Here is a 26700-nt window from a genome sequence, read left to right as displayed (position 1 = left end):
GAAGCCGCCACCGGGCTTTTACCTCAGCTACCCAACACCTTCATCGCTTCCCGCGTCACGTTATCCATCTCATCCAGCAGTTCCAGGAACTCCGGTTCAAGCTCCGATTCCGGCGTACCCGCGCGCAGCTGCTGCTCCAGCAGCTGGCAGAGGTTTTTCAGCCGCGGTACGCCGCTGTAGCCGCAGCTGCCGTGCAGCTTGTGGATCGCTTCCAGCAGCTCTTCCGGGTTCTCGCCCACCAGCTGTTCTTCAACCTTATTACGGATCTCCGGCAGAAACGCGACCAGCATTTGCAGCATCTCTCGTGCTAAATCGGGTTTCCCTGCCGCCTGGCGCAGCGCCAGCTGCCAGTCAAAGGTCGCATTTTGATTAACGCTTACCTCAACCGGCTCGCTGAAAACCGTATATGTTCCGCCAATATGACCCGGCTTGTAGCGCAACAGCAGGCTATGAAGTTTCTCTTCATCGATGGGCTTTGCCAGATAGTCATTCATCCCGGCGCTCAGCAGCTTCTCCTTCTGGCCCGCCATCGCGTGCGCGGTGACAGCAATAACCGGCGTTTGCTGCTGATGCGGGAGCTGGTGGATCAGCTCGCAGGCACGAATGCCATCCATGCCCGGCATCTGAATATCCATCAGAATTAAGTCGAACTGCATCTGCTTAGCCTGTTCAACCGCCTGCGCGCCGCTGGTGCACAGCTCAACATGCTGAACCTGGTCTTCCAGCAATGCGCCAATCAGCTTCAGGTTGGCCGGATTATCATCCACCGCCATCACGCTCATGGGCAGTTTTTGCTCGTCGTTAATCAACGGCAGTGCGTGCTGGCTAAGACGGCAATACTCCGTAAGGGCGGGCAGCAGGCGGGTCGCGGTGAGTGGTTTAAGCAGGCACGCGGCCGCACCGTCGTTTTTCAACTCTTCCGCATTAAGCTGGGCGTGGCAGGGCAGCGCCAGCAGCAGATAGTCGGTCATCGACGCGGCTTTCGCCAGTCGCTCCTGCTGCATGGTCAGCTCGCCGGTTAAGGTCACCGGGATCCCCATCAGCAAAATGTCGTAATGATCAACGGCCAGGGCAGAGAAGGTTGGACTGTAAACCACCTCCAGCGGCGTGGTGCTTAAAATATCCAGCGCGCACTGCGCCGCTGCCGCGTTAGGCTCGACGTAGGCCAGGCGCTTACCTTTCAGACAGTCCGTCACCGGGCCGTCGGTCAGCACGTTCGGATTGAGGTCGAGGTTAATATGGAACCAGAAGGTTGAGCCGCGGTTTGGCTGGCTGTGGAAAGAGATATCGCCGCCCATCTCGTTTACCAGCCTCTGCGTGATCACCAGCCCCAGTCCGGTACCGCCATGGCGGCGGGAGATGCTGGCGTCTGCCTGGCGGAAGGCCTGGAACAGACGCGACTGATCCCGCTCCGGAATGCCGATACCGGTATCGCGGATTTGAACCTCAATCTGCACCTTGTTATTACTGATGGCGCGTTTTTCTACCAGGATGTCGATGTTGCCGCTTTCGGTGAATTTAATCGCATTCCCGACAAGATTGGTAATGACCTGCTGCAGGCGCAGCGGATCGCCAATAACGTTGTCCGGCACGTCGTTTTTAATATTGAGCGTTAGCTCAAGGCCCTTGTCGTGCGACGAGTGCGCGAGCAGCGTCACCACTTCATCGAGCGTACTGCGCAGCGGGAAGGGAATACTTTCCAGAATCAGTTTGCCCGCCTCCAGCTTGGAGAAGTCCAGCACGTCGTTAATGATCGCCAGCAGGTTGTTGGCCGAACGTTCAATGGTGTGCAGGTGATCGCGCTGAGTTGGGTTGAGCTCGCTTTTCAGGGTCAGGCGGGTAAAGCCGATCACGCCATTGAGCGGCGTACGCAGCTCGTGCGACATATTGGCCAGAAACTCAGACTTGATACGCGCCGCTTCCTGAGCGCGCTTTTTCGCCAGATCCAGCTCAACGTTCTGGATCTCCATCTGCTCCAGCGTTTCGCGCAGGTCAGAGGTGGCCTGGTCAACGTTATGCTGCATCTCTTCGTGATAGGCTGCCAGCGACATCGCCATCGAGTTAATGCCGTTTTTCAGCATATCCAGCTCGCCCAGCATAAACCCTTCCACGCGGCTGTCGAGCTGTCCCCGGCGGATGCGGTCAACGGTATTAACCATGTTGCGGATGGGACCCGTGACGTCACGCATCAGACGCCAGCCGAAGATCAGCGCAATACCAATGCAGAACAGCATCATCACGCCGGAGATAAAAATTTCTTTGTACTGCTGCAGCCGTACCGACTTGAGATCGAGCTCAAGCGCTACATATCCCAGCATGTTATTGCTGGATTTGGCATCGGATTGCGCAGACTCATCGGGTGAATAGCTTTCCGACACGATCGGCGTGCGCAGGATCATGATATCGCCGCGCCGCAGTACGGTGAGGTGGCGCGGGAATGGCGTTCCGTCAGGGATCTTCAGCGTGGTCGGATCGAGATGAAAGTTTGAGGTGACAAACAGGCGGTTATGTTCGTCGTAGACGGAAATGGCGCGGACGATATCCGAGTGGCGACGGTGAAGCACGCTGATTAACTGCCCAATGGATTCACGGTTTTGCAGGTTCATCCCATACTCGCTTGAGACGGCGAGCGGTTCGATAATGCTGGCGCCCGCGTCCTCCAGCTGTCGCTGCAAATCGTTATAGCGGTGCACCACAAAGAAGATACTCAGCAGCAAACCGATGAGAACGGTGGGGGCGAGGATCAAAATCATCATGCGCGCGCGCAGGCTGTAGTTGGTCATGGCGTTCCGTTATGGGACAATTAAGATAATTATGTTTATGTGAGAAAAATCTCGGCGATGGCGCAATTCTACTCTGCAAAGCGACGCGTGACGACGCGTCAAATCATTACTGTTGAAGCCACGGACCTTGATCCGTTTGGTCAGGGAGTGGCTCGTCACAACGGTAAGACTCTGTTTATAACAGGTTTGCTGCCAGGAGAACGAGCAGAAATTACGCTGACGGAAGACAAGCGTCAGTACGCGCGCGGAGAGGTGAAGCGTCGCCTCAACGCGAGCCCTGAGCGCGTGGAGCCCCGCTGTCCACATTTTGGCGTGTGCGGAGGCTGCCAGCAACAGCATGCGAGCACAGAATTACAGCAAAAAAGTAAAAGCCGCGCGCTGGCGCGCCTCCTTAAACACGAAGTTGACGAGATTATCGCCGATGAGCCCTGGGGCTATCGCCGCCGCGCGCGCCTGAGCCTGAGCTATCAGCCCAAAACGGAGCGGCTGGAGATGGGTTTTCGCAAAGCGGCCACCAGCGATATTGTTGACGTGAAGCGGTGCCCCATTTTGGTGCCCCATCTTGAGGCGTTACTTCCGGACGTGCACCGCTGTCTTGCATCGCTCGACGGGGTGCGTTCATTGGGCCACGTTGAACTGGTGCTGGCGAACAACGGCCCGCTGATGGTGCTGCGCCACACCGCGCCGCTGTCGAAAAAAGATCGCGAAAAACTGGAACGCTTTTCGCATTCTCATGAGCTTGCGCTTTTCCTCGCGCCGCAAAGCGAGATACTTGAACAGGTATCGGGCGAAGCTCCCTGGTATGCGTCAGACGGGCTACGCTTAACGTTCAGTCCGCGTGATTTTATCCAGGTCAACGACGGCATAAACCAGCAAATGGTGGCGAAGGCCCTGGAATGGCTTGACGTACAGCCCACTGACCGTGTGCTCGATCTGTTCTGCGGCATGGGTAACTTTACCCTGCCGCTGGCGCGCAGAGCGGCAAGCGTGGTCGGGGTGGAAGGCGTTGAGGCGCTGGTGGTCAAAGGCCAGGAAAACGCAGAGCAGAACGGCTTGCAAAATGTGACATTCTTTCATCAAAATCTTGAGGAAGATGTCACTCAACAGCCGTGGGCAAAGCAGGGTTTCGACAAAATCCTGCTCGACCCGGCGCGTGCAGGTGCCCCAGGCGTCATGGCGCATATTATTAAACTCGCGCCCAGGCGTGTGGTCTATGTTTCCTGTAACCCGGCAACGCTTGCCCGTGACAGTGAGGCGTTAATCAGCGCGGGTTACCAGATTCGGCGTCTGGCAATGCTGGACATGTTCCCGCACACTGGACATCTGGAATCGATGGCGTTGTTCGAGCACATCTAATTTGTTTGGCTTGTCGACTTCGACAGGCCCTGGTCCCTAAAGGAGAGGACAATGGTTGCGGTAAGAAGTGCACATCTCAATAAAGCTGGGGAGTTTGACCCACAAAAATGGATCGCAAGTCTGGGAATTTCCAGCCAGCAGTCGTGTGAACGCTTAACCGAAACCTGGGCCTACTGTCTGCGCACCACGCAGGGACACCCGGATGCCGATCTGCTCTTATGGCGCGGCGTGGAGATGGTGGAAATCTTGTCCATGCTGAACATGGACATCGAAACGCTGCAGGCCGCGCTGCTGTTCCCCCTCGCGGATGCGGATGTGGTCAGCGAAGATGTGCTGCGCGACAGCGTCGGCAAATCCGTCGTTGCGCTGATCCACGGCGTGCGCGATATGGCGGCCATTCGCCAGCTAAAAGCCGCGCATACCGATTCCGTCTCCTCTGAGCAGGTTGATAACGTCCGCCGGATGCTGCTGGCCATGGTGGATGATTTTCGCTGCGTGGTCATCAAGCTGGCCGAGCGTATTGCCCACCTGCGTGAAGTGAAAGACGCGCCGGAAGACGAGCGCGTGCTGGCCGCCAAAGAGTGTACGAACATCTATGCGCCGCTGGCGAACCGCTTAGGTATTGGTCAGCTGAAATGGGAGCTGGAAGATTACTGCTTCCGCTATCTGCATCCGGCAGAATACAAGCGCATTGCCAAACTCCTGCATGAGCGCCGTATCGATCGTGAGCACTACATCGACGAGTTTGTCAGCGGGCTGCGCCAGGCCATGAAAGAAGAGAATGTGCGTGCCGAAGTTTACGGTCGGCCCAAGCACATCTACAGCATCTGGCGCAAAATGCAGAAGAAACACCTCGCCTTTGACGAGCTGTTTGACGTGCGCGCCGTGCGTATCGTGGCGGAGCGTCTACAGGACTGCTACGCCGCGCTGGGGATAGTACATACTCACTTCCGCCACCTGCCGGATGAATTTGACGACTATGTCGCGAACCCAAAACCGAACGGCTACCAGTCCATTCATACCGTGGTGCTTGGCCCCGGCGGCAAAACGGTCGAGATTCAAATCCGCACCAAACAGATGCACGAAGACGCCGAGCTGGGCGTAGCCGCGCACTGGAAGTACAAAGAGGGCACTTCTGGCGGGGCACGCTCCGGCCACGAAGACCGCATCGCCTGGCTGCGCAAGCTGATTGCGTGGCAGGAGGAGATGGCCGACTCCGGCGAAATGCTCGACGAGGTGCGCAGCCAGGTCTTTGATGACCGCGTCTACGTCTTTACCCCGAAAGGGGACGTTGTCGACCTGCCGGCTGGCTCCACGCCGCTCGATTTTGCCTACCACATCCACAGCGACGTGGGGCACCGCTGCATCGGGGCGAAGATCGGCGGACGTATCGTGCCGTTTACCTATCAGTTGCAGATGGGCGACCAGATTGAAATCATTACCCAGAAGCAGCCAAACCCGAGCCGCGACTGGCTTAACCCGAACCTCGGTTACGTCACCACCAGCCGCGGGCGCTCCAAAATTCACGCCTGGTTCCGCAAGCAGGATCGTGACAAAAACATTCTTGCCGGTCGCCAGATCCTTGACGACGAGCTGGAGCATATCGGGATCAGCCTGAAAGAAGCAGAGAAATTCCTGCTGCCGCGCTACAACTTCAACGAGCTGGACGAGCTGCTGGCGGCGATTGGCGGCGGTGATATCCGTCTGAATCAGATGGTCAACTTCCTGCAGGCGCAGTTCAACAAGCCTAGCGCGGAAGAGCAGGACGCGGCGGCGCTGAAGCAGCTGCAGCAGAAAACCTATGCCCCGCAGCAGCGCAGCAAAGACAACGGCCGCGTGGTGGTCGAGGGCGTGGGCAACCTGATGCACCACATTGCCCGCTGCTGCCAGCCGATTCCGGGGGACGATATCGTTGGCTTTATCACCCAGGGGCGCGGGATCTCGATCCACCGCTCCGACTGCGACCAGCTTGCCGAACTGCAGTCCCACGCGCCGGAGCGTATCGTGGAAGCGGTCTGGGGTGAGAGCTATTCCGCCGGTTACTCGCTGGTGGTGCGCGTCACTGCCAACGATCGCAGCGGGCTGCTGCGCGACATCACCACCATTCTCGCCAACGAGAAGGTCAACGTGCTGGGCGTCGCCAGCCGCAGCGATACCCGCGAGCAGCTTGCCACCATCGATATGACCATCGAAATCTACAACCTGCAGGTGCTCGGCCGCGTGCTGGGCAAACTGAACCAGGTGCCGGATGTGATTGACGCGCGTCGTCTGCACGGCGGCTAAACACACTCTTATGAAGGCCGGGTAAAGCTTCGCTGCCACCCGGCCCTTTTTTTAAATGGGAAAAACCATGACTCAAATCGACCGCCTGCTCGGCATCATGAAACGCCTGCGCGACCCGGAAAACGGCTGCCCGTGGGACAAGGAGCAGACTTTCGCGACCATCGCACCTTATACCCTCGAAGAGACCTATGAGGTGCTGGACGCCATTTCACGCGAGGATTTCGATGACCTGCGCGGTGAACTCGGCGACCTGCTGTTCCAGGTAGTGTTCTACGCCCAGATGGCGCAGGAGGAAGGGCGCTTTAACTTTGACGATATCTGTGCCGCTATCAGCGACAAGCTGGAGCGCCGCCATCCCCATATCTTTGGCGATGCCACCGCAGGAAACAGCGCAGAGGTGCTGGCCCGCTGGGAGCAGATTAAAAGCGCCGAGCGCGCTGAAAAGTCCCAACACTCTGCGCTGGACGACATCCCGCTGAGCCTGCCCGCGCTGATGCGCGCCCACAAAATTCAAAAGCGCTGCTCGGCGGTAGGATTTGACTGGGATTCCCTGGGACCCGTGCTGGATAAAGTGCATGAAGAGATCGACGAAGTGATGCACGAAGCGCAGCAGGCGGTGGTCGATGAAGCAAAGCTGGAGGAAGAGATGGGCGACCTGCTGTTCGCCACCGTCAATCTTTCTCGCCATCTAGGGGTAAAAGCGGAAACCGCGCTGCAAAAAGCCAACCTGAAATTCGAACGACGCTTTCGTGAAGTCGAGCGGATTGTGGCCTCGCGCGGCCTGGAAATGACCGGAATTGACCTCGACGCGATGGAAGAAGTCTGGCAGGAAGTAAAACGCCAGGAATCTGATCTCTAACGGAATTTTGCGATCAAGCGCAATTTGTGTGATTTTTTAAATGACAAGCGCTTGATTTGCGTCAAAAACATTTACCCAAAAGGGGCTATTTTCTCACTCCTTATGTTTGTCATGGCCTGGAATGGAGACGGAGAATGAAAGTTTGTGGCGCTCGCCGTGTTCGGGTATACTACTTTCCCGTCCTGGTTATTCCATCGTTTCACCCTAACTTCTCAGGTTCAGCATGACAACGAACTATATTTTTGTGACCGGCGGGGTCGTATCCTCTCTGGGTAAAGGCATTGCCGCAGCCTCCCTCGCAGCCATTCTTGAAGCCCGTGGCCTCAATGTGACCATGATGAAACTGGATCCGTATATCAACGTCGATCCTGGCACCATGAGCCCAACCCAACACGGGGAAGTGTTCGTTACTGAAGACGGCGCTGAAACCGATCTGGATCTTGGCCACTACGAGCGTTTCATTCGTACCAAAATGACCCGTCGTAACAACTTTACGACTGGCCGCATCTACTCTGACGTTCTGCGTAAAGAGCGCCGCGGTGACTACCTGGGCGCGACCGTGCAGGTTATCCCACACATCACTAACGCCATCAAAGAGCGTGTCCTTGCCGGTGGCGAAGGGCATGACGTTGTGCTGGTTGAAATCGGCGGTACCGTGGGTGATATCGAATCCCTGCCGTTCCTCGAAGCGATTCGTCAGCTGGCGGTAGACATTGGTCGTGAACACGCGCTGTTCATGCACCTGACGCTGGTGCCTTACATGGCGGCGGCAGGTGAAGTGAAAACCAAACCGACTCAGCACTCCGTTAAAGAACTGCTCTCTATCGGTATTCAGCCTGACATCCTGGTTTGCCGTTCCGATCGTGCCATTCCAGCGAACGAACGTGCGAAAATTGCATTGTTCTGTAACGTGCCTGAAAAAGCCGTTATTTCAATGAAAGATGTCGATTCCATTTATAAAATCCCGGGCCTGTTGAAATCACAGGGTCTGGACGATTATATTTGTAAACGATTCAGCTTGAACTGTCCGGAAGCTAACCTGTCTGAATGGGAACAGGTTATTTATGAAGAAGCGAACCCGGCAGGCGAAGTGACTATCGGTATGGTCGGCAAGTACATCGAACTGCCGGACGCCTATAAGTCCGTTATCGAAGCGCTGAAGCACGGTGGTCTGAAGAACCGCGTCTCCGTGAACATCAAGCTGATTGATTCGCAGGATGTTGAAACACGTGGCGTTGAAATTCTGAAAGATCTGGATGCTATCCTCATCCCTGGCGGCTTCGGCTACCGTGGTGTTGAAGGCAAGATCGCCACTGCACGCTATGCGCGTGAAAACAATATTCCATACCTCGGCATCTGCCTGGGTATGCAGGTTGCGCTGATCGAATTTGCGCGCAACGTAGCGGGAATGGAAAACGCGAACTCTACGGAATTTGTGCCAGACTGTAAGTACCCTGTCGTGGCGCTGATTACGGAATGGCGCGACGAAGACGGTAACGTCGAAGTCCGTACCGAGAAGAGCGATCTGGGTGGCACTATGCGTCTTGGCGCACAGGCCTGCCAGCTGTCCGACGATAGCGTGGTTCGCAAGCTGTACGGCGAGCCGGTCATCACCGAGCGCCATCGTCACCGCTATGAAGTCAACAATATGTTGTTGAAACAAATTGAAGCCGCGGGCCTGCGTGTTGCGGGTCGCTCCGGGGACGATCAGTTAGTCGAGATCATCGAGGTGCCAAACCATCCGTGGTTTGTTGCCTGCCAGTTCCACCCGGAATTTACTTCAACGCCGCGTGATGGACATCCGCTGTTTGCAGGCTTCGTGAAAGCCGCCAGCGAGTACCAGAAGCGTCAGGCGAAGTAAAAAAGTTAGAACGGCAACGCGTACCAACGGTACGCGTTGTTTGTCTGGAGTTTTAGTTTAACTTGTACTGAGGAAAATCTAATGTCCAAAATCGTTAAAGTCATCGGTCGTGAAATCATCGACTCCCGTGGTAACCCGACCGTTGAAGCCGAAGTTCATCTGGAAGGTGGTTTCGTCGGTATGGCAGCTGCTCCATCAGGAGCTTCTACGGGTTCCCGTGAAGCGCTGGAACTGCGTGATGGCGACAAATCCCGTTTCATGGGCAAAGGCGTACTGAAAGCGGTTGGCGCTGTTAACGGTCCTATTGCTCAGGCTATCGTTGGCAAAGATGCCAAAGATCAGGCTGGCATCGACAAGATCATGATCGATCTGGACGGTACTGAAAACAAATCTAACTTCGGTGCGAACGCAATCCTGGCCGTTTCCCTGGCGAACGCCAAAGCAGCAGCCGCTGCTAAAGGTATGCCACTGTTCGAGCACATCGCTGAACTGAACGGCACCCCAGGCAAATACTCTATGCCTGTACCAATGATGAACATCATCAACGGTGGTGAGCACGCAGACAACAACGTTGATATTCAGGAATTCATGATTCAGCCAGTTGGCGCGAAAACCCTGAAAGAAGCGGTTCGTATGGGTTCTGAAGTGTTCCACAACCTGGCTAAAGTTCTGAAAGCTAAAGGTATGAACACTGCTGTTGGTGACGAAGGTGGCTACGCGCCAAACCTGGGTTCTAACGCAGAAGCACTGGCTGTTATCGCTGAAGCGGTTAAAGCAGCAGGCTACGAGCTGGGCAAAGACATCACCCTGGCGATGGACTGTGCAGCATCTGAATTCTACAAAGACGGTAAATACGTTCTGGCTGGCGAAGGCAACAAAGCGTTCACCTCCGAAGAGTTCACTCACTTCCTGGAAGACCTGACCAAACAGTACCCAATCGTTTCTATCGAAGACGGTCTGGACGAGTCTGACTGGGATGGTTTCGCATACCAGACCAAAGTACTGGGCGACAAAATCCAGCTGGTTGGTGACGATCTGTTCGTAACCAACACTAAGATCCTGAAAGAAGGCATCGAGAAAGGCATCGTTAACTCCATCCTGATCAAATTCAACCAGATCGGTTCTCTGACCGAAACGCTGGCTGCGATCAAAATGGCGAAAGACGCTGGCTACACCGCTGTTATCTCTCACCGTTCTGGCGAAACTGAAGACGCGACCATTGCCGACCTGGCTGTTGGTACCGCTGCTGGCCAGATCAAAACCGGTTCTATGAGCCGTTCTGACCGTGTTGCTAAATACAACCAGCTGATTCGTATCGAAGAAGCGCTGGGTGAAAAAGCACCTTACAACGGTCGTAAAGAGATCAAAGGCCAGGCATAATTGCTTAAGCCTTAACATGAAAATGCCAGTCGAATGACTGGCATTTTTTTTGGTTATTTAAAATCGACCGCCATCTGCTCGGGAATGGTCAGTCCCCGGGTGGTTTGCACGCAGCGGGCGATATAATCCGTAAAACGAGGTGGCTTCGGCATCCCCATGCTGAGCAGCTTATCGTTGCTGAAGCGCACGTTCAGCGTGGCAAAGGCACCGTATAAGCGCATCGCTCTCAGCATCAGACGTTCGTTGCACGGACCAAAAATGGTTTTCAGTTCACGGCGCATTTTGACCAGCGTTTCGTAGCTGACCTGCGCGTACTTATCGCCAACGGGCGCTTTCTCCAGCGCCTGCGCCATTGCCCGATCGATATCCGCAAAGCGAACGCTGTTCTCTTCCCCGGCTGAAATGTGTACCACTTCCCCCGGACGCGCGTTGCTGCTCAGCAGCATTAACATTGCGTCGGCGCAATAATCTACCGGGACAACGTCGATCCGGTCTTCCATCGAGCACATAAACTTCTGCAGCATCAGGCCCATGCTGAAGACCCAAAAGATACTGCTCGACGGCGTGCAGCCGTGGCGGGTATGGCCGACGACGATGGACGGACGGGCGATGAGCAGCGGCAGGTTAGGACATTCCTGGCGCATCAGCTGTTCGATGGTTGACTTCGAATACGTATATTCCACCAGGTGCTCAGCGTTTTCTCTGAATTCCGCACTTTCGGCGACCAGCGAATCCTGCTCCGGCGTGCATGACATTGCGGTGCCTACATGCAGGAAACGCTGCAGCCCTGCGACCTGCTCCATGCGGCGCGCCAGCGCTAGCGTACCCTCTACGTTCACCTTCCAGATCAGCGGGTTATTGCCAAATGACGCAACTGCCGCGCAGTTAACGACATGCGTAACCTGGTCCAGACGGGGATCGTTCAGAAAGGCTTCCGGCTGGCTGAGGTCGCCGATGAGGATATTATCCACGCTCAGGGAGGCCAGTTTCTCCTCAGAAATGTTGAACTTACGCATGTTCTCCTGCACGCGCGCCAGCCCGCTTTGCGGATCGCCGGCACGGGCAAGCAAAAGGAGTTTTACGGATTGATCGCTGGTCAGGATTTTTTCAAGTACTGCACCGCCCAGAAACCCGGTCACTCCTGTAATTAATAACATCTTCATTATTACCGTCTCATTATGATTGATGAGGCGGATTGTAGGCGCGCAAAAGTAAACGGCGTTTAAATAATAAAACGTCGGGACCGACAGCGTCTTAAGCTTATTTTAAGGAAAGGAAATCAGGTGAAAATATTGGACATTGCAGAAAGCGGAAAAATTCAATTTATTCATGTTTTTATTTTAACTTAATGATTTTAATCTGTTTTTGTCTCTGGGGTGGCGCGAGGGAAATAATTCAAACTGTAATAAACAAAATAATTTGTTACACCAAACATTTATCATATAAATGAATTGAACTCTGCTTAAGTTAAATTGAGCAAAATAAAACGCAGGCTATTTTATTTAGCCTGCGAAGGGTTTTCAGAGCAGAAGAGGAAGCGTGGCGCTGGCCGTTTGCTGGCTGACGTCAGCGTAATGACCATCCAGCGCAATCATGGATGTCGTAAGTAATTCGACCAGCAGCATCACCCCAACTTTGGCATTGAGCGCGCCCGCGCTAAGAGGGCCTTCTGGCTTGGCGGCCACCAGCAGCATATCGCTAAGAGACGCCAGCGGGCTGCGGGGCGTGTTGCTGAGCGCCAGAACCTTCACCCCGCGCTTGCGGGCAAGTTTCACTACGTGAAGTAAATCTCGCGTTGAACCGGAGCTGGAGATCGCCACCACCAGCGTCTCTGCCGAAAGCGTGGTCGCATTCATGGCTGCGCGGTGCATATCGCTAAACAGCTGTGCGGATTTACCCAGCCTTAATAACTTGTAATGCAGATACTCCCCGAGGATTGCGCTGGCCGCGACGCCATAAATCTGCACGGACTGCGCCTGATGCAGCGCCAGTGCGGCTTTTTCAAGCAGCGCGCGGTCGAGGAGACTCGCGGTATCCTGCAGAGCCTGCACCGATTCATCCACCACGCTGTCAATCTCATCCCCCGCCTGACGCGCGGGCTGACCCTGCTGAATATCCAGCGCCAGCGCCATTTTGAATTCGTTATACCCCTTGCACCCCAGCGTCCGGCAAAGACGCGTCACGCTGGCCTCGCTGGTGTGGCTCTCTCGCGCCAGTTCGGTGATGGTCAGGTAGAGCACCCGGGCAGGGTCGCTGAGGACAAACTCACCGAGTTTTTGTTGCGTTGGGCTGTACCCGGAAGCCTCCTGGCGGAGCTTCAGCAGCAGGTTTTCATGGTCCGACATGCCACGTCCTTAATGTGTTTCACTGCGACTAGTGTGGCGGAAAGCGGGGGAAAGATGCCAGTCATTTTAAAAAAGTATGATCGGCCTCCTGGTTTGTGATGATAATTTTCACTATAAAATATTTATATGGTAAAAATTTTCATCTTTTAATGGGGGGATGAAAAAATGATGCAAATATTCAGTGGCGCTTCGTCGGGTGGATGGTTTGAAAAAGCGCAGCGCTTTGGCAAATCCTTTATGTTGCCTATCGCCGTATTGCCCGCGGCGGGTCTGCTGCTCGGTATCGGCGGGGCGTTATCGAACCCCAATACGCTGGCGGCCTATCCGTTTTTAGATGTGAGCTGGCTGCAGGCCATTTTCACCATCATGAGCAGTGCGGGTTCGATTGTGTTTGCGAACCTCTCGGTGCTGTTTGCGGTTGGGGTGGCTGTCGGGCTGGCAAAAAACGATAAGGGCACGGCGGGGCTGGCAGCGCTACTCGCGTTTCTGGTGATGAACGCCACCATCAACGCGCTGCTGATCCTCACCGGCAAACTGGCGCACGAGAACCCGGGCGCTGTAGGGCAGGGCATGACGCTGGGTATTCAGACGCTGGAAACCGGGGTGTTTGGCGGCGTGGTGATTGGTCTCGTGACCTGCGCGCTGCATCATCGGTTTAATAAGATAGCGCTTCCGCAGTTCCTGGGCTTTTTTGGCGGCTCGCGCTTTGTCCCGATTATCAGCTCGCTGGCGGCAATACTCGTTGGCGCGATCATGACCGTGGTCTGGCCGCATTTCCAGAAGCTTATTTTTGGTCTGGGCGGGCTGGTGGATGCCACCGGTTATCTTGGCACGCTGCTGTACGGCTTTATTTTGCGCATGCTTGGCCCGTTTGGTCTGCACCATATCTTCTATCTGCCGTTCTGGACCACCGCGCTCGGCGGCAGCGAGATCGTCAACGGCCACCTGGTTGAGGGCACGCAGCGGATCTTCTTCGCTCAGCTCGCCGACCCGAACACGCAGCATTTCTATGAAGGCACGTCACGCTTCATGTCCGGGCGCTTTATCACGATGATGTTTGGCCTGCTCGGCGCGTGTCTGGCGATGTACCACACGGCGAAACCGGAGAACAAAAAGCGCGTTGCCGGGCTGCTGCTCTCCGCGGCGTTAACTTCATTCCTGACGGGAATTACCGAGCCCATCGAGTTCTCCTTCCTGTTCATTGCCCCGGTGCTCTACGTCATTCACGCGCTGTTTGACGGGCTGGCGTTTATGCTCGCGCACATGCTGCACATTACAATCGGGCAGACCTTCTCCGGCGGTTTTATTGACTTCGTGCTGTTCGGCATATTGCAGGGGGAGGCCAAAACCAACTGGATGTTCGTTCCGCTGGTCGGCGTGCCGTGGTTCTTCCTCTATTACTTCACCTTCCGCTACCTGATTAACCGCTTTGATTTCGCCACGCCGGGCCGTGAAAAGGAGGCGATGGTTGATGACGTCAGCCTGCCGCAAAGCGAGCGCGCTGCGGCGGTGATCGCCGGGTTGGGCGGAAAAGACAATCTGGAAGAGGTGGACTGCTGCGCCACGCGGCTTCGCGTGACGGTCAAAGACGGCAGCAAAGTGAATGACGCGGCGCTGAAAGCCACCGGCGCGCGCGGCGTTATCGTGCGCGGTAACGGTGTACAGGTCATTTATGGCCCGCACGTCACTATTATCAAAAACGAAGTGGAAGAGATCTTATCGTAATGAAAAATGTACTGGATAACCTGAAGGGAAAACTGGTCGTCTCCTGTCAGGCGCTGGAAAACGAACCGCTGCACAGCCCGTTTATCATGTCGCGAATGGCGCTGGCGGCGGCACAGGGCGGAGCCTTCGCCATTCGCGCCAACAGCGTGGTGGATATCGAGGCCATTAAACAGCAGGTGTCTTTACCGGTTATCGGCATCATCAAACGGGACTATCCAGGGAGCGAAGTATTTATCACCGCTACGATGAAAGAGGTGGATGAGCTCATGGCCGTCTCTCCGGAAATCATTGCCCTTGATGCGACGGCGCGGGAACGTCCTGGCGGTGAATCCCTGGAAACACTGGTCACGGCCATCCGCTCACGTTACCCCTCGGTACTGCTGATGGCAGATATTTCCACCGTAGACGAAGCCGTGACGGCGCAGACGCTTGGCTTTGACTGCGTCGGTACCACGCTGTACGGCTATACGGCGGAAACGATAGGCCATACGCTTCCGGAGAATGACTGTGCGTTCCTGAAAGCGGTTCTGGCGGCCGTGACGGTCCCCGTGGTTGCCGAAGGCAACGTGGATACGCCCGAGCGCGCGGCCCGGTGTCTGGCTCTGGGCGCGCATACGGTCGTTGTCGGCGGGGCGATCACCCGCCCACAGCAAATTACCGCGCGCTTTATGGCGGCGATTAGCGCGCAAAGCACCGATGGAGCATGACCATCCGACGGGGATCTGCGATACTTATCGTTTATCCCCTTTACTGAGATGACTATGCAGTACCCGATTAACGAGATGTTCCAGACCCTGCAAGGCGAGGGTTACTTTACCGGCGTTCCCGCTATCTTTATTCGTTTACAGGGATGCCCGGTTGGCTGTGCCTGGTGTGATACCAAACATACGTGGGATAAGCTCGCAGATCGGGAAGTGTCGCTGTTTAGCATTCTGGCGAAAACAAAAGAGAGCGATAAGTGGGGCGCGGGCAGTGCAGAAGACCTGCTGGCCATTATTGGTCGCCAGGGCTGGACAGCTCGCCACGTCGTCATCACCGGCGGCGAACCCTGCATTCACGATCTGACGCCGCTGACCGAGCTGCTCGAAAAGAACGGCTACAGCTGCCAGATTGAGACCAGCGGCACCCATGAAGTGCGCTGTTCACACACTACCTGGGTGACGGTATCGCCAAAAGTGAATATGCGTGGCGGGTATGACGTGCTGTCTCAGGCGCTGGAGCGCGCGGATGAAATTAAGCATCCGGTAGGACGCGTGCGTGATATCGAAGCGCTGGATGAACTGCTGGCGACGCTGACGGATGAGAAGCAGCGGGTAATCGCCCTGCAGCCGATCAGCCAGAAAGAGGATGCGACGCGCCTGTGCATTGAAACCTGCATTGCGCGCAACTGGCGCCTGTCGATGCAGACGCACAAGTATCTGAATATTGCCTAGAAAAAAGCCCGGTTTTGCCGGGCTTTTTTTACTCTCCGCGATACACGCAGCCTGCCGTGCAGGTTTCTTTTATCATCACCGCGCTCAGCAGCGGTACCAGCGGCTTCATCTGATCCCAGATCCATTTTGCCAGCACTTCGCTGGTCGGGTTTTCCAGACCCGGAATATCGTTGAGATAGTAGTGATCCAGACGATCGTAGGTCGGCTTAAACGCGGCCTTCAGCTCGGCAAAGTCCATGATCCAACCGGTATGCGGATCAACTTCACCGGTGATCTCAAGACGCACCATAAACGAATGCCCGTGCAGGCGGCCGCATTTATGTCCTGCAGGAACGTGCGGAAGGTGGTGGGCGGCTTCGAAGGTGAAATCTTTAAACAGTGTGGTGGACATGATCGCTCTCAGTAATGCGGAAAAAACCGCCGCATAGTACCGGAAAGCACAATTTTTAGCATTAACTAAAACGGCTCTGAACGTTGAACGCCCGGTATTCAGGGTGATTATTGGTTTTTATTCTTTTATTTCAAATGGTTATTCAATCGTTTTTATCGCTAAGAACGATAACTAAAACAGGTTAGTCCATTTGGTTATTTATTATTTCCATCCCTTCTTTAATTGTTATTATCCACGCCGTTAACCTTATCTTCAGTTTGGATTTATTCGCTTAAAGTCCGCTTGGCTACTGGAACATAACGACGCATGACAACACAGGCCCCACCTTCAAATTTGCTTCCCCTTAACCCGGAGCAACTGGCGCGCCTTCAGGCTGCCACCTCTGATTTTTCTCCCACTCAGCTTGCCTGGGTCTCCGGTTATTTCTGGGGAATGCTCAACCAGCAGCCTGGCGCGATGGCTGGCGCACCGGCAACGGCCGTGGAAATTCCTGCCATTACGCTGATTAGCGCCTCGCAGACGGGCAACGCCCGCCGCGTGGCCGAAGCGCTGCGTGATGATCTGCTGGCCGCCAAACTGAACGTGAACCTGGTCAACGCCGGGGATTATAAATTCAAACAAATCGCGTCAGAAAAACTGTTGGTGATGGTCGCCTCGACCCAGGGGGAAGGTGAACCCGCTGAAGAAGCGGTGGCGCTGCACAAGTTCCTGTTCTCAAAAAAAGCCCCTAAGCTGAATGGCACGGCGTTTGCCGTCTTTGGCCTGGGCGATACCTCCTATGAATTCTTCTGCCAGTCCGGTAAAGACTTCGACAGCAAGCTGGCGGAGTTGGGCGCGGAGCGCCTGCTGGACCGCGTGGACGCGGATGTGGAATACCAGACTGCCGCCGCTGAATGGCGTGCGCGCATCGTTGAGGTGTTGAAAGCCCGCGTCCCGAAAAAGACGCCAGCACAGGCCGCGGTGACCGCTGCGGGCACCGTCAATGAGATCCACACCAGCCCGTACACCAAAGAGTCGCCGCTGACGGCGAGCCTGTCGGTGAACCAGAAAATTACGGGCCGCGACTCGGAAAAAGACGTGCGCCATATTGAAATCGATCTTGGCGACTCCGGCCTGCGCTATCAGCCTGGCGATGCGCTGGGCGTCTGGTATCAGAACGATCCGGCGCTGGTGAAAGAGCTGGTGGAACTGCTGTGGCTGAAGGGTGACGAGCCCGTCACCGTTGACGGCAAAACCCAGCCACTTTCAGAGGCGCTGCAGTGGCATTTTGAGCTGACGGTGAACACCCCGAATATCGTCGAGAATTATGCCACCCTAACGCGCAGCGAATCCCTGCTGCCACTGGTGGGCGATAAAGCGAAGCTGCAGCATTACGCCGCGACGACGCCGATTGTCGATATGGTGCGTTTCTCTCCGGCACAGCTGGATGCCGATGCGCTGATCGGTCTGCTGCGTCCGCTGACCCCACGCCTGTACTCTATCGCCTCTTCCCAGGCGGAAGTGGAAAGCGAAGTTCACGTTACCGTCGGCGTGGTGCGCTACGACATCGAAGGCCGCGCCCGCGCGGGTGGGGCATCAAGCTTCCTGGCGGACCGCGTGGAAGAAGAGGGCGAGGTGCGCGTCTTTATCGAGCACAACGACAACTTCCGCCTGCCGGCGAATCCGGAGACGCCGGTGATCATGATTGGCCCGGGCACCGGCATCGCGCCGTTCCGCGCCTTTATGCAGCAGCGTGCCGCGGACGACGCGCCGGGTAAAAACTGGCTGTTCTTTGGCAACCCGCACTTTACCGAAGATTTCCTCTACCAGGTTGAGTGGCAGCGCTACGTCAAAGAGGGCGTACTGACCCGCATCGATCTGGCCTGGTCCCGCGATCAGAAAGAAAAAGTATACGTACAAGACAAACTGCGCGAACAGGGCGCAGAGCTGTGGCGCTGGATTAATGACGGTGCCCACATTTATGTCTGCGGCGACGCCAATCGCATGGCGAAAGACGTTGAGCAGGCACTGCTGGAAGTGATTGCCGAATTCGGCGGTATGGATGCCGAAGCGGCGGATGAATTTTTAAGTGAGCTGCGCGTTGAGCGCCGTTATCAGCGAGATGTCTACTAATGAGCGAAAAACATCCAGGGCCACTGGTGGTCGAAGGTAAACTGACAGACGCCGAGCGCATGAAGCTGGAAAGCAACTATCTGCGCGGCACCATTGCTGAAGATCTGAATGACGGCCTGACCGGCGGTTTCAAAGGCGACAACTTCCTGCTGATCCGTTTCCACGGTATGTATCAGCAGGACGACCGCGATATCCGCGCCGAGCGCGCAGAACAGAAACTGGAGCCGCGCCACGCGATGCTGCTGCGCTGCCGTCTGCCGGGCGGGGTGATCACCACCAAACAGTGGCAGGCGATCGACAAGTTTGCAGGTGAAAACACGATTTATGGCAGCATCCGCCTGACCAACCGTCAGACCTTCCAGTTCCACGGGATTCTGAAGAAGAACGTGAAGCCGGTGCACCAGATGCTCCACTCCGTGGGTCTGGACGCGCTGGCGACCGCCAACGACATGAACCGTAACGTGCTCTGCACCTCGAACCCGTACGAGTCCGAGCTGCACGCCGAAGCGTATGAGTGGGCGAAGAAAATTTCCGAGCACCTGCTGCCGCGTACCCGCGCCTATGCGGAGATCTGGCTCGATCAGGAAAAAGTCGCGACCACCGACGAAGAACCGATCCTCGGTCAGACCTACCTGCCGCGTAAGTTCAAAACCACGGTGGTGATCCCGCCGCAGAACGACATCGATCTGCACGCCAACGACATGAACTTCGTGGCGATTGCCGAAAACGGCAAGCTGATTGGCTTTAACCTGCTGGTGGGCGGCGGCCTGTCTATTGAGCACGGTAACAAGAAAACCTACGCCCGTACCGCGAGCGAGTTCGGTTTCCTGCCGCTGGAGCACACGCTGGCCGTGGCAGAAGCGGTAGTGACCACCCAACGCGACTGGGGCAACCGTACCGACCGTAAAAACGCGAAAACCAAGTACACTCTGGAGCGCGTGGGCGTAGAGACGTTCAAAGAGGAAGTGGAGCGTCGCGCAGGCATCAAATTTGAGCCGATCCGCCCTTACGAATTCACCGGTCGCGGCGATCGCATCGGCTGGGTGAAAGGCATCGACAATAACTGGCACCTGACGCTGTTCATTGAAAATGGCCGTATTCTGGATTATCCGGGCCGCCCGCTGAAAACCGGTCTGCTGGAAATCGCGAAGATCCACAAAGGCGAGTTCCGTATCACCGCTAACCAGAACCTGATCGTCGCCAGCGTGCCGGAAAGCGAAAAGGCGAAAATTGAGGAACTGGCGCGCGAGCACGGGTTGATGAATGCGGTGAAGCCACAGCGTGAAAACTCGATGGCCTGCGTGTCGTTCCCGACCTGTCCGCTGGCGATGGCCGAAGCCGAGCGTTTCCTGCCGTCATTCACTGACAAAGTGGAAGCGATTCTGGAAAAACACGGTATTCCGGACGAGCATATTGTTATGCGCGTGACGGGCTGCCCGAACGGCTGCGGTCGCGCGATGCTGGCCGAGCTGGGGCTGGTGGGGAAAGCGCCGGGCCGTTATAACCTGCACCTGGGCGGTAACCGTATCGGCACGCGTATTCCACGCATGTTCCGCGAGAACATCACCGAGCCGGAAATTCTTGATTCCATCGACGAGCTTGTCGGGCGCTGGGCGAAAGAGCGCGAAGCGGGTGAAGGCTTCGGCGACTTTACAGTGCGTGCGGGCATCATTCGCCCGGTGCTCGATCCTGCCAGGGATTTCTGGGAGTAACCACGAGAGGTAATTATGTCCGTACTCGATCTAAACGCCCTTAATGACCTGCCAAAAGTCGAACGCATTCTGGCGCTGGCAGAAACTAACGCTCACCTTGAAAAGCTGGACGCCGAAGGGCGCGTGGCGTGGGCGCTGGAAAACCTGCCGGGAGAGTATGTGCTCTCATCAAGCTTTGGTATTCAGGCGGCGGTCAGTTTGCATCTGGTGAATCAGATCCGTCCGGACATACCGGTGATCCTCACCGATACCGGCTACCTGTTCCCGGAAACCTACCAGTTTATCGACGAGCTGACGGACAAGCTCAGGCTGAACCTTAAAGTCTACCGCGCAACGGAAAGCCCGGCCTGGCAGGAGGCGCGCTACGGCAAGCTCTGGGAGCAGGGCGTTGAGGGCATTGAGAAATACAATGAGATCAACAAAGTTGAGCCGATGAACCGCGCGCTGAAAGAGCTGAACGCCCAAACGTGGTTTGCGGGTCTGCGCCGCGAGCAGTCCGGGAGCCGCGCAACCTTACCGGTACTGGCGGTACAGCGCGGCGTGTTCAAAGTGCTGCCGATTATCGACTGGGATAACCGCACGGTGTATCAGTACCTGCAAAAACACGGGCTCAAGTACCATCCGCTGTGGGATCAGGGCTACCTGTCGGTGGGCGACACCCACACCACGCGCAAATGGGAGCCGGGAATGGCGGAAGAAGAGACGCGATTCTTTGGGCTGAAGCGCGAGTGCGGGCTGCACGAAGGGTGATCCTTTATCCTCCCTCTCCCTGTGGGAGAGGGTTGGGGTGAGGGCATCAGGCCCCGCTATACTTAAAAACATCAGGCTTTGCCCGCTTTCGCCAGCTCCTTCACCAGCGGCAGCATCACTTTCACCACGTCCCGGCTGCGGTGCTCAATCCGCTGCGGCAGCGTTTTATCAATGTGCTGCTGATTATCCAGCCGCACGTCATGCCAGCTGGTTCCGTCCGGGAACGCTTTCGATTTAGCGCGCTGCTGATAGCCATCCTTTTTGCCCAGCGCCCAGTTCGTCGCCTCGACGTACAGCACCGGAATACCTGCCTTATCAAACACTTCCCCGTCGTTACAACAGCCAGTGCCTTTTGGATAATCCGGGTTACCGCCTGGGTTTGTTGCGGCATAGACGCCATGCGTACGGGCAAGCGCCAGCGCACGGTCGCGGGTGAGTTTACGCACGCTGCTCGGCGTGCTCTGTCCACTATTAAAATAGAGCTTATCGCCCACGATCAGGTTATCGAGGTTAATCACCAGCAGCGTATTTTTCTTCTCCTCAGCGCTCATCCGTTTAAGGAGATTCTCAGCGCCGAGTTTTCCTTCTTCTTCGCCGCTGGTCGCCACAAAGCGAATACCGTATTTCGTCGGAATATTTTTAAGGCGTTCAGCCAGTTCAAGCATCACGCCGAGACCCGCTGCGTTATCGTCCATGCCCTGCAGCGTCAGTCCCCCGAGGTTATTATCAATATCGGCGTCGCTCATTGGCGCATAGGTATCCAGGTGCGCCATGATAATAATCTGCTCAGCCGCTTTCCCCTCATGCGCCGCAATCACCGTGCTGCCGGTTACGTTATGCCAGTTCTGCATTTTATTGCGTGAGGTATAGATGTAGCGGCTGTGAAACGAGCGTATGTCACTCTGGTAGCCCATCTGTGCAAACTGCTGGCGAATATAGTCGGCGGAGAGCATCTCCGCAGGTGAACCGGTCATGCGGCCAGGGAAAACCGTCGCAATATGTCGCGCCTGCTGAGTCGCGATTTCACCATAAGGTTGATTTTTTGCCTGAGCCGGAAGGATAAAGCAAACGCCGAGCGCCAGGGCAGCAATACGGTGGCGCGTTGCGGAAAACATAGTGAGTCCTTAAAAACAGAGCAAAATAATAACGTGCATAGTATGAAACTGTGATCGTCCATACACAATTTGAATTGCTCTTAAATGCCCGAAATTTCGCGTGTTAAGCATTTTTTGGTATTTGCTTTTTCACGGCGTTATTCCATTGAGTAACTACTCATTCCAATTCGTAATTTCATTCGATCTAAGCCGCCCCCTATAGTCCCTCTATTCCTCGTTGTTAGTGAGTTGTTGCCTGTGGACTATCTACCCCTTTTTGCCGCCTTAAAAGACCGACCGGTACTGGTTGTCGGCACGGGAGAAATTGCCGATCGCAAAATCGCGTTTTTGCAGCGCGCAGGGGCACAGGTGCGGGTTGTTGAAGAGGCGGATTTCGACGAGTCACAGATCGACAGCGTGGTGCTGGTGATTGCGGCAACTGAAAATCGGGAACTGAACCGGCGGGTCTCCGACGCGGCCCAGGCCCGTTACCGTCTGGTGAACGTGGTGGACGACCAGCCTTTATGCTCGTTTATCTTCCCGTCGATCGTTGACCGCTCGCCGCTGCTGGTGGCGATCTCCTCCGGCGGCACCGCGCCGGTGCTGGCGCGCGTGCTGCGGGAAAAGATCGAAGCGCTGCTGCCGACCAGCCTCGGACGCATGGCGGAGAAAGCCAGCTACTGGCGCAACCATTTAAAAAACCGCCTGACCAGCGTGACGGAACGCCGTCGCTTCTGGGAGCGCGTATTTCGCGGCCGCTTTGCCAGCCTGATGCAGGCGGGCAATGAGACGGCGGCGCAGAAAATTCTCGAAGACGAACTGGATAACCCCGGCAGTACGGGCGGGGAAATTATTCTGGTGGGCGCCGGGCCGGGGGATGCCGGTTTACTGACGCTGCGCGGCCTGCAGGTTCTGCAGGATGCGGACGTAGTGTTCTACGACCACCTGGTCACCGACGGCGTGCGCGAGCTGATCCGTCGCGATGCGGAGCAAATCTGCGTCGGCAAACGGGCGGGGGAACACTCCGTGCCGCAGCACGATACCAACCAGATGCTGATTGACGCTGCGAAAGCGGGCAAAACCGTGGTGCGCCTGAAAGGGGGCGACCCGTTCATTTTCGGTCGCGGCGGTGAAGAACTGCAGGCGGCAGCCGAAGCTGGCGTGCCGTTCCAGGTGGTGCCCGGCATCACGGCGGCCTCTGCGGTGACGGCCTACGCCGGCATTCCGCTGACCCATCGCGATTACGCCCAGAGCGTGACCTTTGTGACCGGGCACTACAAGGCCGACAGCACGCCGTTTGACTGGTCGCACCTCGCCCAGAGCCGACAAACGCTGGCGATATACATGGGCACGATGAAGGCTGCGGACATCAGCGAACAACTTATTCAGCACGGTCGCGAGGCGACGACGCCCGTTGCCGTTATTTCTCGAGGCACGCGCGTCGATCAGCACGTTGCGACGGGCACGCTGGAACACCTTGCAACCCTGGCGAAAGACGCCCCGATGCCCGCCCTGATCGTGGTGGGGGAAGTGGTGCAGCTGCACAGCACGCTCGCCTGGTTTCAGAACACAACCGATACAGAAGGCTTTGGTTCTTCTGTTGTAAATTTGGCTTAAGGAACGGTTATGGACCAAAAACGACTTACTCACCTGCGGCAGCTCGAAGCGGAAAGTATCCATATTATCCGCGAAGTGGCCGCCGAGTTTTCTAACCCGGTGATGATGTACTCCATCGGTAAAGATTCCAGCGTCATGCTGCATCTGGCGCGTAAAGCGTTTTATCCGGGTACGCTGCCGTTCCCGCTGCTGCACGTGGATACCGGCTGGAAATTCCGCGAAATGTACGAGTTCCGCGACCGTACCGCCAAAGCCTACGGCTGCGAGCTGCTGGTGCATAAAAACCCGGAAGGGGTGGCGATGGGCATTAACCCGTTCGTGCACGGTAGCGCCAAACATACTGACATCATGAAAACCGAAGGGCTGAAGCAGGCGCTGAATAAATACGGTTTTGACGCGGCCTTCGGCGGCGCGCGCCGTGACGAGGAGAAATCCCGCGCCAAAGAGCGTATCTACTCCTTCCGCGACCGCTTCCACCGCTGGGATCCGAAAAACCAGCGCCCGGAGCTGTGGCACAACTACAACGGTCAGATCAACAAAGGCGAAAGCATTCGCGTTTTCCCGCTCTCCAACTGGACCGAGCTGGATATCTGGCAGTACATCTACCTGGAAAACATCGAAATCGTTCCGCTGTATCTGGCCGCCGAGCGCCCGGTGCTGGAGCGCGACGGCATGCTGATGATGATCGACGACGATCGCATCGACCTGCAGCCGGGTGAGGTAATCAAACAACAGATGGTGCGTTTCCGTACCCTCGGCTGCTGGCCGCTGACCGGCGCGGTGGAATCGAACGCGCAGACGCTGCCGGAGATCATCGAAGAGATGCTGGTGTCCACCACCAGCGAGCGACAGGGGCGCGTGATTGACCGCGACCAGGCAGGCTCCATGGAGCTGAAGAAACGTCAGGGTTATTTCTAAGGAGCCGCCATGAACACCACTATTGCTCAACAAATTGCCAACGAAGGCGGCGTGGAAGCGTATCTGCACGCCCAACAACATAAAAGCCTGCTGCGTTTTCTGACCTGCGGCAGCGTGGATGACGGGAAAAGTACCCTGATTGGCCGCCTGCTGCACGACACGCGCCAGATTTATGAAGATCAGCTCTCTTCCCTGCATAACGACAGCAAGCGTCACGGCACCCAGGGCGAAAAACTTGACCTGGCGCTGCTGGTGGACGGCCTGCAGGCGGAGCGCGAGCAGGGCATCACTATTGACGTGGCCTATCGCTATTTCTCCACCGAGAAGCGCAAGTTTATTATCGCCGACACCCCGGGGCACGAGCAGTACACCCGCAATATGGCGACCGGCGCATCCACCTGCGATCTGGCGATCCTGCTGATGGACGCCCGTAAAGGCGTGCTGGATCAAACCCGTCGCCACAGCTTTATCTCCACTTTGCTGGGGATCAAGCACCTGGTGGTGGCGGTCAACAAGATGGATCTGGTGAACTTCAGCGAAGAAAAATTCGAGGAGATCCGCCAGAGCTACCTGACCTTTGCCGAACAGCTGCCGGGCAACCTGGATATTCGCTTTGTGCCGCTCTCGGCGCTGGAAGGGGATAACGTCGCCTCCCAGAGCGCGAACATGCCGTGGTACAGCGGCCCGACGCTGCTGGAAGTGCTCGAAACCGTTGAAATTCAGCGCGTGGTCGACACTCAGCCAATGCGTTTCCCGGTGCAGTACGTGAACCGTCCAAACCTCGATTTCCGCGGCTTCTCCGGCACTATTGCTTCCGGTTCCGTGAAGGTGGGGCAGCGCGTGAAGGTGCTGCCATCCGGCGTGGAGTCGGCAATCGCTCGCATCGTGACGTTCGACGGCGACCTGCAGGAAGCCGGGGCAGGGGAAGCGGTCACGCTGGTGCTGAAAGACGAAATTGATATCAGCCGCGGTGACCTGCTGGTCGACGCGCAGGAGATGCTGACGGCGGTGCAGGGCGCGTCCGTGGACGTGGTGTGGATGGCCGAACAGCCGCTGACCGCAGGCCAGAGCTACGACATCAAAATTGCCGGGAAGAAAACCCGTGCCCGCGTGGACGGCATTCAGTTCCAGGTGGACATCAACAACCTGACCCACCGTGACGTGAGCGAGCTGCCGCTGAATGGTATTGGCCTGGTGGATCTGACCTTCGACGAGCCGCTGGTGCTGGATCCGTATCAGCAGAACCCGGTGACGGGCGGGCTGATCTTTATTGACCGCCTGACCAACGTTACCGTCGGCGCGGGCATGGTGCGCGAGCCTAACGCGCAGGCGAGCGTGACCTCTGAGTTCAGCGCGTTTGAGCTGGAGCTGAACGCGCTGGTGCGTAAGCACTTCCCGCACTGGGGCGCCCGCGATCTGCTGGGAGGCAAGTAATGGCCGCCCATGATGAGAACGTCGTCTGGCATCCTCATCCGGTCACCGTCGCCCAGCGCGAACAGCTTCATGGCCACCGTGGGGTGGTGCTGTGGTTTACCGGGCTGTCTGGCTCCGGTAAATCCACGGTGGCGGGCGCGCTGGAAGAGGCGCTGCATCAGCAGGGAGTAAGTACCTACCTGCTGGATGGCGACAACGTGCGTCACGGCCTGTGCAGCGATTTGGGGTTCAGCGACGACGACCGCAAAGAGAACATTCGCCGGGTAGGTGAAGTCGCCAGCCTGATGGCAGACGCCGGGCTGGTGGTGCTGACGGCGTTTATCTCGCCACACCGCGCAGAGCGCCAGATGGTGCGCGAGCGCGTGGGTCAGGATCGCTTTATCGAAGTGTTTGTCGATACGCCGCTGGAGATCTGCGAAGCGCGCGATCCGAAAGGGCTGTACAAAAAAGCGCGTGCCGGCGAGCTTCGAAACTTCACCGGAATTGACTCGGTTTACGAAGCGCCTGAATCGCCTGAGATTCACCTGGAAGGTCAACAATTGGTAACAAATTTAGTAAGCCAATTATTAGACCTGCTCAGACGGGACGATATTATCAGATCCTGAGGCGGTATCGTTCGGGAGCTGTCTTCCCGAACGATGAGTCAC

At 56.5% G+C, this 26700-nt stretch carries 20 protein-coding genes; 15 read left to right on the top strand and 5 right to left on the bottom strand.

The features are described 5' to 3' along the window. Positions 1-23: 23 nt before the first annotated feature. A complete protein-coding gene (barA, locus tag IM314_RS06345; protein ID WP_193358425.1) occupies positions 24-2783 on the bottom strand; it encodes a two-component sensor histidine kinase BarA in 2760 nt (919 codons plus the stop codon). A 57-nt stretch (positions 2784-2840) separates the two neighbouring features. On the opposite strand from barA, the gene rlmD reads away from it, so the two are divergent. From rlmD to eno, 5 genes are all read left to right on the top strand, one after another. Then, complete coding sequence (gene rlmD, locus IM314_RS06340) at positions 2841-4139, top strand: 23S rRNA (uracil(1939)-C(5))-methyltransferase RlmD (RefSeq protein WP_193358424.1); 1299 nt, start codon at positions 2841-2843, stop codon at positions 4137-4139. Between the two features lie 51 nt (positions 4140-4190). Beyond that, complete coding sequence (gene relA, locus IM314_RS06335) at positions 4191-6422, top strand: GTP diphosphokinase (protein WP_028014256.1); 2232 nt, start codon at positions 4191-4193, stop codon at positions 6420-6422. 67 nt (positions 6423-6489) lie between these two features. Beyond that, a complete protein-coding gene (gene mazG / locus IM314_RS06330) occupies positions 6490-7281 on the top strand; it encodes a nucleoside triphosphate pyrophosphohydrolase (protein ID WP_045261274.1) in 792 nt (263 codons plus the stop codon). 223 nt (positions 7282-7504) lie between these two features. After that, the gene (pyrG, locus tag IM314_RS06325) at positions 7505-9142 is read left to right on the top strand and encodes a glutamine hydrolyzing CTP synthase (RefSeq protein ID WP_028014254.1); all 1638 of its coding nucleotides are present in this window, start codon (positions 7505-7507) and stop codon (positions 9140-9142) included. 81 nt (positions 9143-9223) lie between these two features. Beyond that, positions 9224-10522 carry a phosphopyruvate hydratase gene (gene eno / locus IM314_RS06320; protein WP_006811784.1) on the top strand — a complete coding sequence of 433 codons (1299 nt, stop codon included), beginning with the start codon at positions 9224-9226 and terminating at the stop codon, positions 10520-10522. Positions 10523-10575: 53 nt separating this feature from the next. Here eno and IM314_RS06315 read toward each other — a convergent pair whose 3' ends face one another. Together IM314_RS06315 and IM314_RS06310 are read right to left on the bottom strand one after the other, a co-directional pair. Next, complete coding sequence (locus tag IM314_RS06315) at positions 10576-11685, bottom strand: SDR family oxidoreductase (protein WP_041908416.1); 1110 nt, start codon at positions 11683-11685, stop codon at positions 10576-10578. A 357-nt stretch (positions 11686-12042) separates the two neighbouring features. Then, positions 12043-12867 carry a MurR/RpiR family transcriptional regulator gene (locus IM314_RS06310; protein ID WP_193358423.1) on the bottom strand — a complete coding sequence of 275 codons (825 nt, stop codon included), beginning with the start codon at positions 12865-12867 and terminating at the stop codon, positions 12043-12045. A 165-nt stretch (positions 12868-13032) separates the two neighbouring features. On the opposite strand from IM314_RS06310, the gene IM314_RS06305 reads away from it, so the two are divergent. Genes IM314_RS06305 through queE form a run of 3 tightly spaced genes read left to right on the top strand, consistent with a single transcriptional unit; the run spans position 13033 to position 16025 of the window. Further along, positions 13033-14592, top strand: a complete 1560-nt coding sequence (locus tag IM314_RS06305) for a maltose/glucose-specific PTS transporter subunit IIC (protein WP_041908418.1) — start codon at positions 13033-13035, stop codon at positions 14590-14592. Beyond that, complete coding sequence (locus IM314_RS06300) at positions 14592-15299, top strand: N-acetylmannosamine-6-phosphate 2-epimerase (RefSeq protein WP_041908420.1); 708 nt, start codon at positions 14592-14594, stop codon at positions 15297-15299. The genes IM314_RS06305 and IM314_RS06300 overlap by 1 nt, the downstream gene beginning before the upstream one ends. A gap of 54 nt (positions 15300-15353) precedes the next feature. Further along, on the top strand, positions 15354-16025 hold the full coding sequence (gene queE / locus IM314_RS06295) for a 7-carboxy-7-deazaguanine synthase QueE (protein WP_028014249.1): 672 nt from the start codon (positions 15354-15356) through the stop codon (positions 16023-16025). 28 nt (positions 16026-16053) lie between these two features. Here queE and queD read toward each other — a convergent pair whose 3' ends face one another. Then, the gene (queD, locus tag IM314_RS06290) at positions 16054-16416 is read right to left on the bottom strand and encodes a 6-carboxytetrahydropterin synthase QueD (RefSeq protein WP_003862700.1); all 363 of its coding nucleotides are present in this window, start codon (positions 16414-16416) and stop codon (positions 16054-16056) included. A gap of 306 nt (positions 16417-16722) precedes the next feature. On the opposite strand from queD, the gene cysJ reads away from it, so the two are divergent. Genes cysJ through cysH form a run of 3 tightly spaced genes read left to right on the top strand, consistent with a single transcriptional unit; the run spans position 16723 to position 20990 of the window. Continuing rightward, on the top strand, positions 16723-18528 hold the full coding sequence (gene cysJ / locus IM314_RS06285; RefSeq protein WP_193358422.1) for an NADPH-dependent assimilatory sulfite reductase flavoprotein subunit: 1806 nt from the start codon (positions 16723-16725) through the stop codon (positions 18526-18528). Further along, a complete protein-coding gene (gene cysI, locus IM314_RS06280) occupies positions 18528-20240 on the top strand; it encodes an assimilatory sulfite reductase (NADPH) hemoprotein subunit (protein WP_045261277.1) in 1713 nt (570 codons plus the stop codon). Before cysJ ends, cysI begins: the two co-directional genes overlap by 1 nt. A gap of 15 nt (positions 20241-20255) precedes the next feature. Then, positions 20256-20990: a phosphoadenosine phosphosulfate reductase gene (gene cysH, locus IM314_RS06275; RefSeq protein ID WP_193358421.1), complete on the top strand. Its 735-nt coding sequence runs from the start codon at positions 20256-20258 to the stop codon at positions 20988-20990. 71 nt (positions 20991-21061) lie between these two features. Here the strand turns inward: cysH and IM314_RS06270 are convergent, their stop codons facing one another. Next, entirely contained in the window at positions 21062-22105 is a 1044-nt protein-coding gene (locus IM314_RS06270; protein WP_193358420.1) for an aminopeptidase, read from the bottom strand. Between the two features lie 237 nt (positions 22106-22342). On the opposite strand from IM314_RS06270, the gene cysG reads away from it, so the two are divergent. From cysG to cysC, 4 genes are read left to right on the top strand one after another with little or no spacing between them, the layout of a single operon-like run. After that, positions 22343-23701 (top strand): siroheme synthase CysG, encoded by a 1359-nt coding sequence (cysG, locus tag IM314_RS06265; protein ID WP_193358419.1) that lies wholly within the window; start codon positions 22343-22345, stop codon positions 23699-23701. Positions 23702-23710: 9 nt separating this feature from the next. Beyond that, positions 23711-24619 carry a sulfate adenylyltransferase subunit CysD gene (gene cysD / locus IM314_RS06260; protein WP_045888083.1) on the top strand — a complete coding sequence of 303 codons (909 nt, stop codon included), beginning with the start codon at positions 23711-23713 and terminating at the stop codon, positions 24617-24619. 9 nt (positions 24620-24628) lie between these two features. Then, positions 24629-26053, top strand: coding sequence for a sulfate adenylyltransferase subunit CysN (cysN, locus tag IM314_RS06255; protein ID WP_153656386.1), 1425 nt, complete (start codon positions 24629-24631; stop codon positions 26051-26053). Then, entirely contained in the window at positions 26053-26658 is a 606-nt protein-coding gene (cysC, locus tag IM314_RS06250; RefSeq protein WP_028014242.1) for an adenylyl-sulfate kinase, read from the top strand. The genes cysN and cysC overlap by 1 nt, the downstream gene beginning before the upstream one ends. The last annotated feature ends 42 nt before the right edge of the window (positions 26659-26700 follow it).

This window comes from Enterobacter cloacae complex sp. P42RS, assembly GCF_014930595.1.
Classification (GTDB): Bacteria; Pseudomonadota; Gammaproteobacteria; order Enterobacterales; family Enterobacteriaceae; genus Enterobacter; species Enterobacter bugandensis.
This window is presented reverse-complemented; position numbering and strand designations above follow the sequence as displayed.

Excerpts from the sequence above, each read along its gene's own strand:
- barA (WP_193358425.1), bottom strand. The coding sequence starts at position 2,783 with ATGACCAACTACAGCCTGCGCGCGCGCATGATGATTTTGATCCTCGCC.
- rlmD (WP_193358424.1), top strand. The coding sequence starts at position 2,841 with ATGGCGCAATTCTACTCTGCAAAGCGACGCGTGACGACGCGTCAAATC.
- relA (WP_028014256.1), top strand. The coding sequence starts at position 4,191 with ATGGTTGCGGTAAGAAGTGCACATCTCAATAAAGCTGGGGAGTTTGAC.
- mazG (WP_045261274.1), top strand. The coding sequence starts at position 6,490 with ATGACTCAAATCGACCGCCTGCTCGGCATCATGAAACGCCTGCGCGAC.
- pyrG (WP_028014254.1), top strand. The coding sequence starts at position 7,505 with ATGACAACGAACTATATTTTTGTGACCGGCGGGGTCGTATCCTCTCTG.
- eno (WP_006811784.1), top strand. The coding sequence starts at position 9,224 with ATGTCCAAAATCGTTAAAGTCATCGGTCGTGAAATCATCGACTCCCGT.
- IM314_RS06315 (WP_041908416.1), bottom strand. The coding sequence starts at position 11,685 with ATGAAGATGTTATTAATTACAGGAGTGACCGGGTTTCTGGGCGGTGCA.
- IM314_RS06310 (WP_193358423.1), bottom strand. The coding sequence starts at position 12,867 with ATGTCGGACCATGAAAACCTGCTGCTGAAGCTCCGCCAGGAGGCTTCC.
- IM314_RS06305 (WP_041908418.1), top strand. The coding sequence starts at position 13,033 with ATGATGCAAATATTCAGTGGCGCTTCGTCGGGTGGATGGTTTGAAAAA.
- IM314_RS06300 (WP_041908420.1), top strand. The coding sequence starts at position 14,592 with ATGAAAAATGTACTGGATAACCTGAAGGGAAAACTGGTCGTCTCCTGT.
- queE (WP_028014249.1), top strand. The coding sequence starts at position 15,354 with ATGCAGTACCCGATTAACGAGATGTTCCAGACCCTGCAAGGCGAGGGT.
- queD (WP_003862700.1), bottom strand. The coding sequence starts at position 16,416 with ATGTCCACCACACTGTTTAAAGATTTCACCTTCGAAGCCGCCCACCAC.
- cysJ (WP_193358422.1), top strand. The coding sequence starts at position 16,723 with ATGACAACACAGGCCCCACCTTCAAATTTGCTTCCCCTTAACCCGGAG.
- cysI (WP_045261277.1), top strand. The coding sequence starts at position 18,528 with ATGAGCGAAAAACATCCAGGGCCACTGGTGGTCGAAGGTAAACTGACA.
- cysH (WP_193358421.1), top strand. The coding sequence starts at position 20,256 with ATGTCCGTACTCGATCTAAACGCCCTTAATGACCTGCCAAAAGTCGAA.
- IM314_RS06270 (WP_193358420.1), bottom strand. The coding sequence starts at position 22,105 with ATGTTTTCCGCAACGCGCCACCGTATTGCTGCCCTGGCGCTCGGCGTT.
- cysD (WP_045888083.1), top strand. The coding sequence starts at position 23,711 with ATGGACCAAAAACGACTTACTCACCTGCGGCAGCTCGAAGCGGAAAGT.
- cysN (WP_153656386.1), top strand. The coding sequence starts at position 24,629 with ATGAACACCACTATTGCTCAACAAATTGCCAACGAAGGCGGCGTGGAA.
- cysC (WP_028014242.1), top strand. The coding sequence starts at position 26,053 with ATGGCCGCCCATGATGAGAACGTCGTCTGGCATCCTCATCCGGTCACC.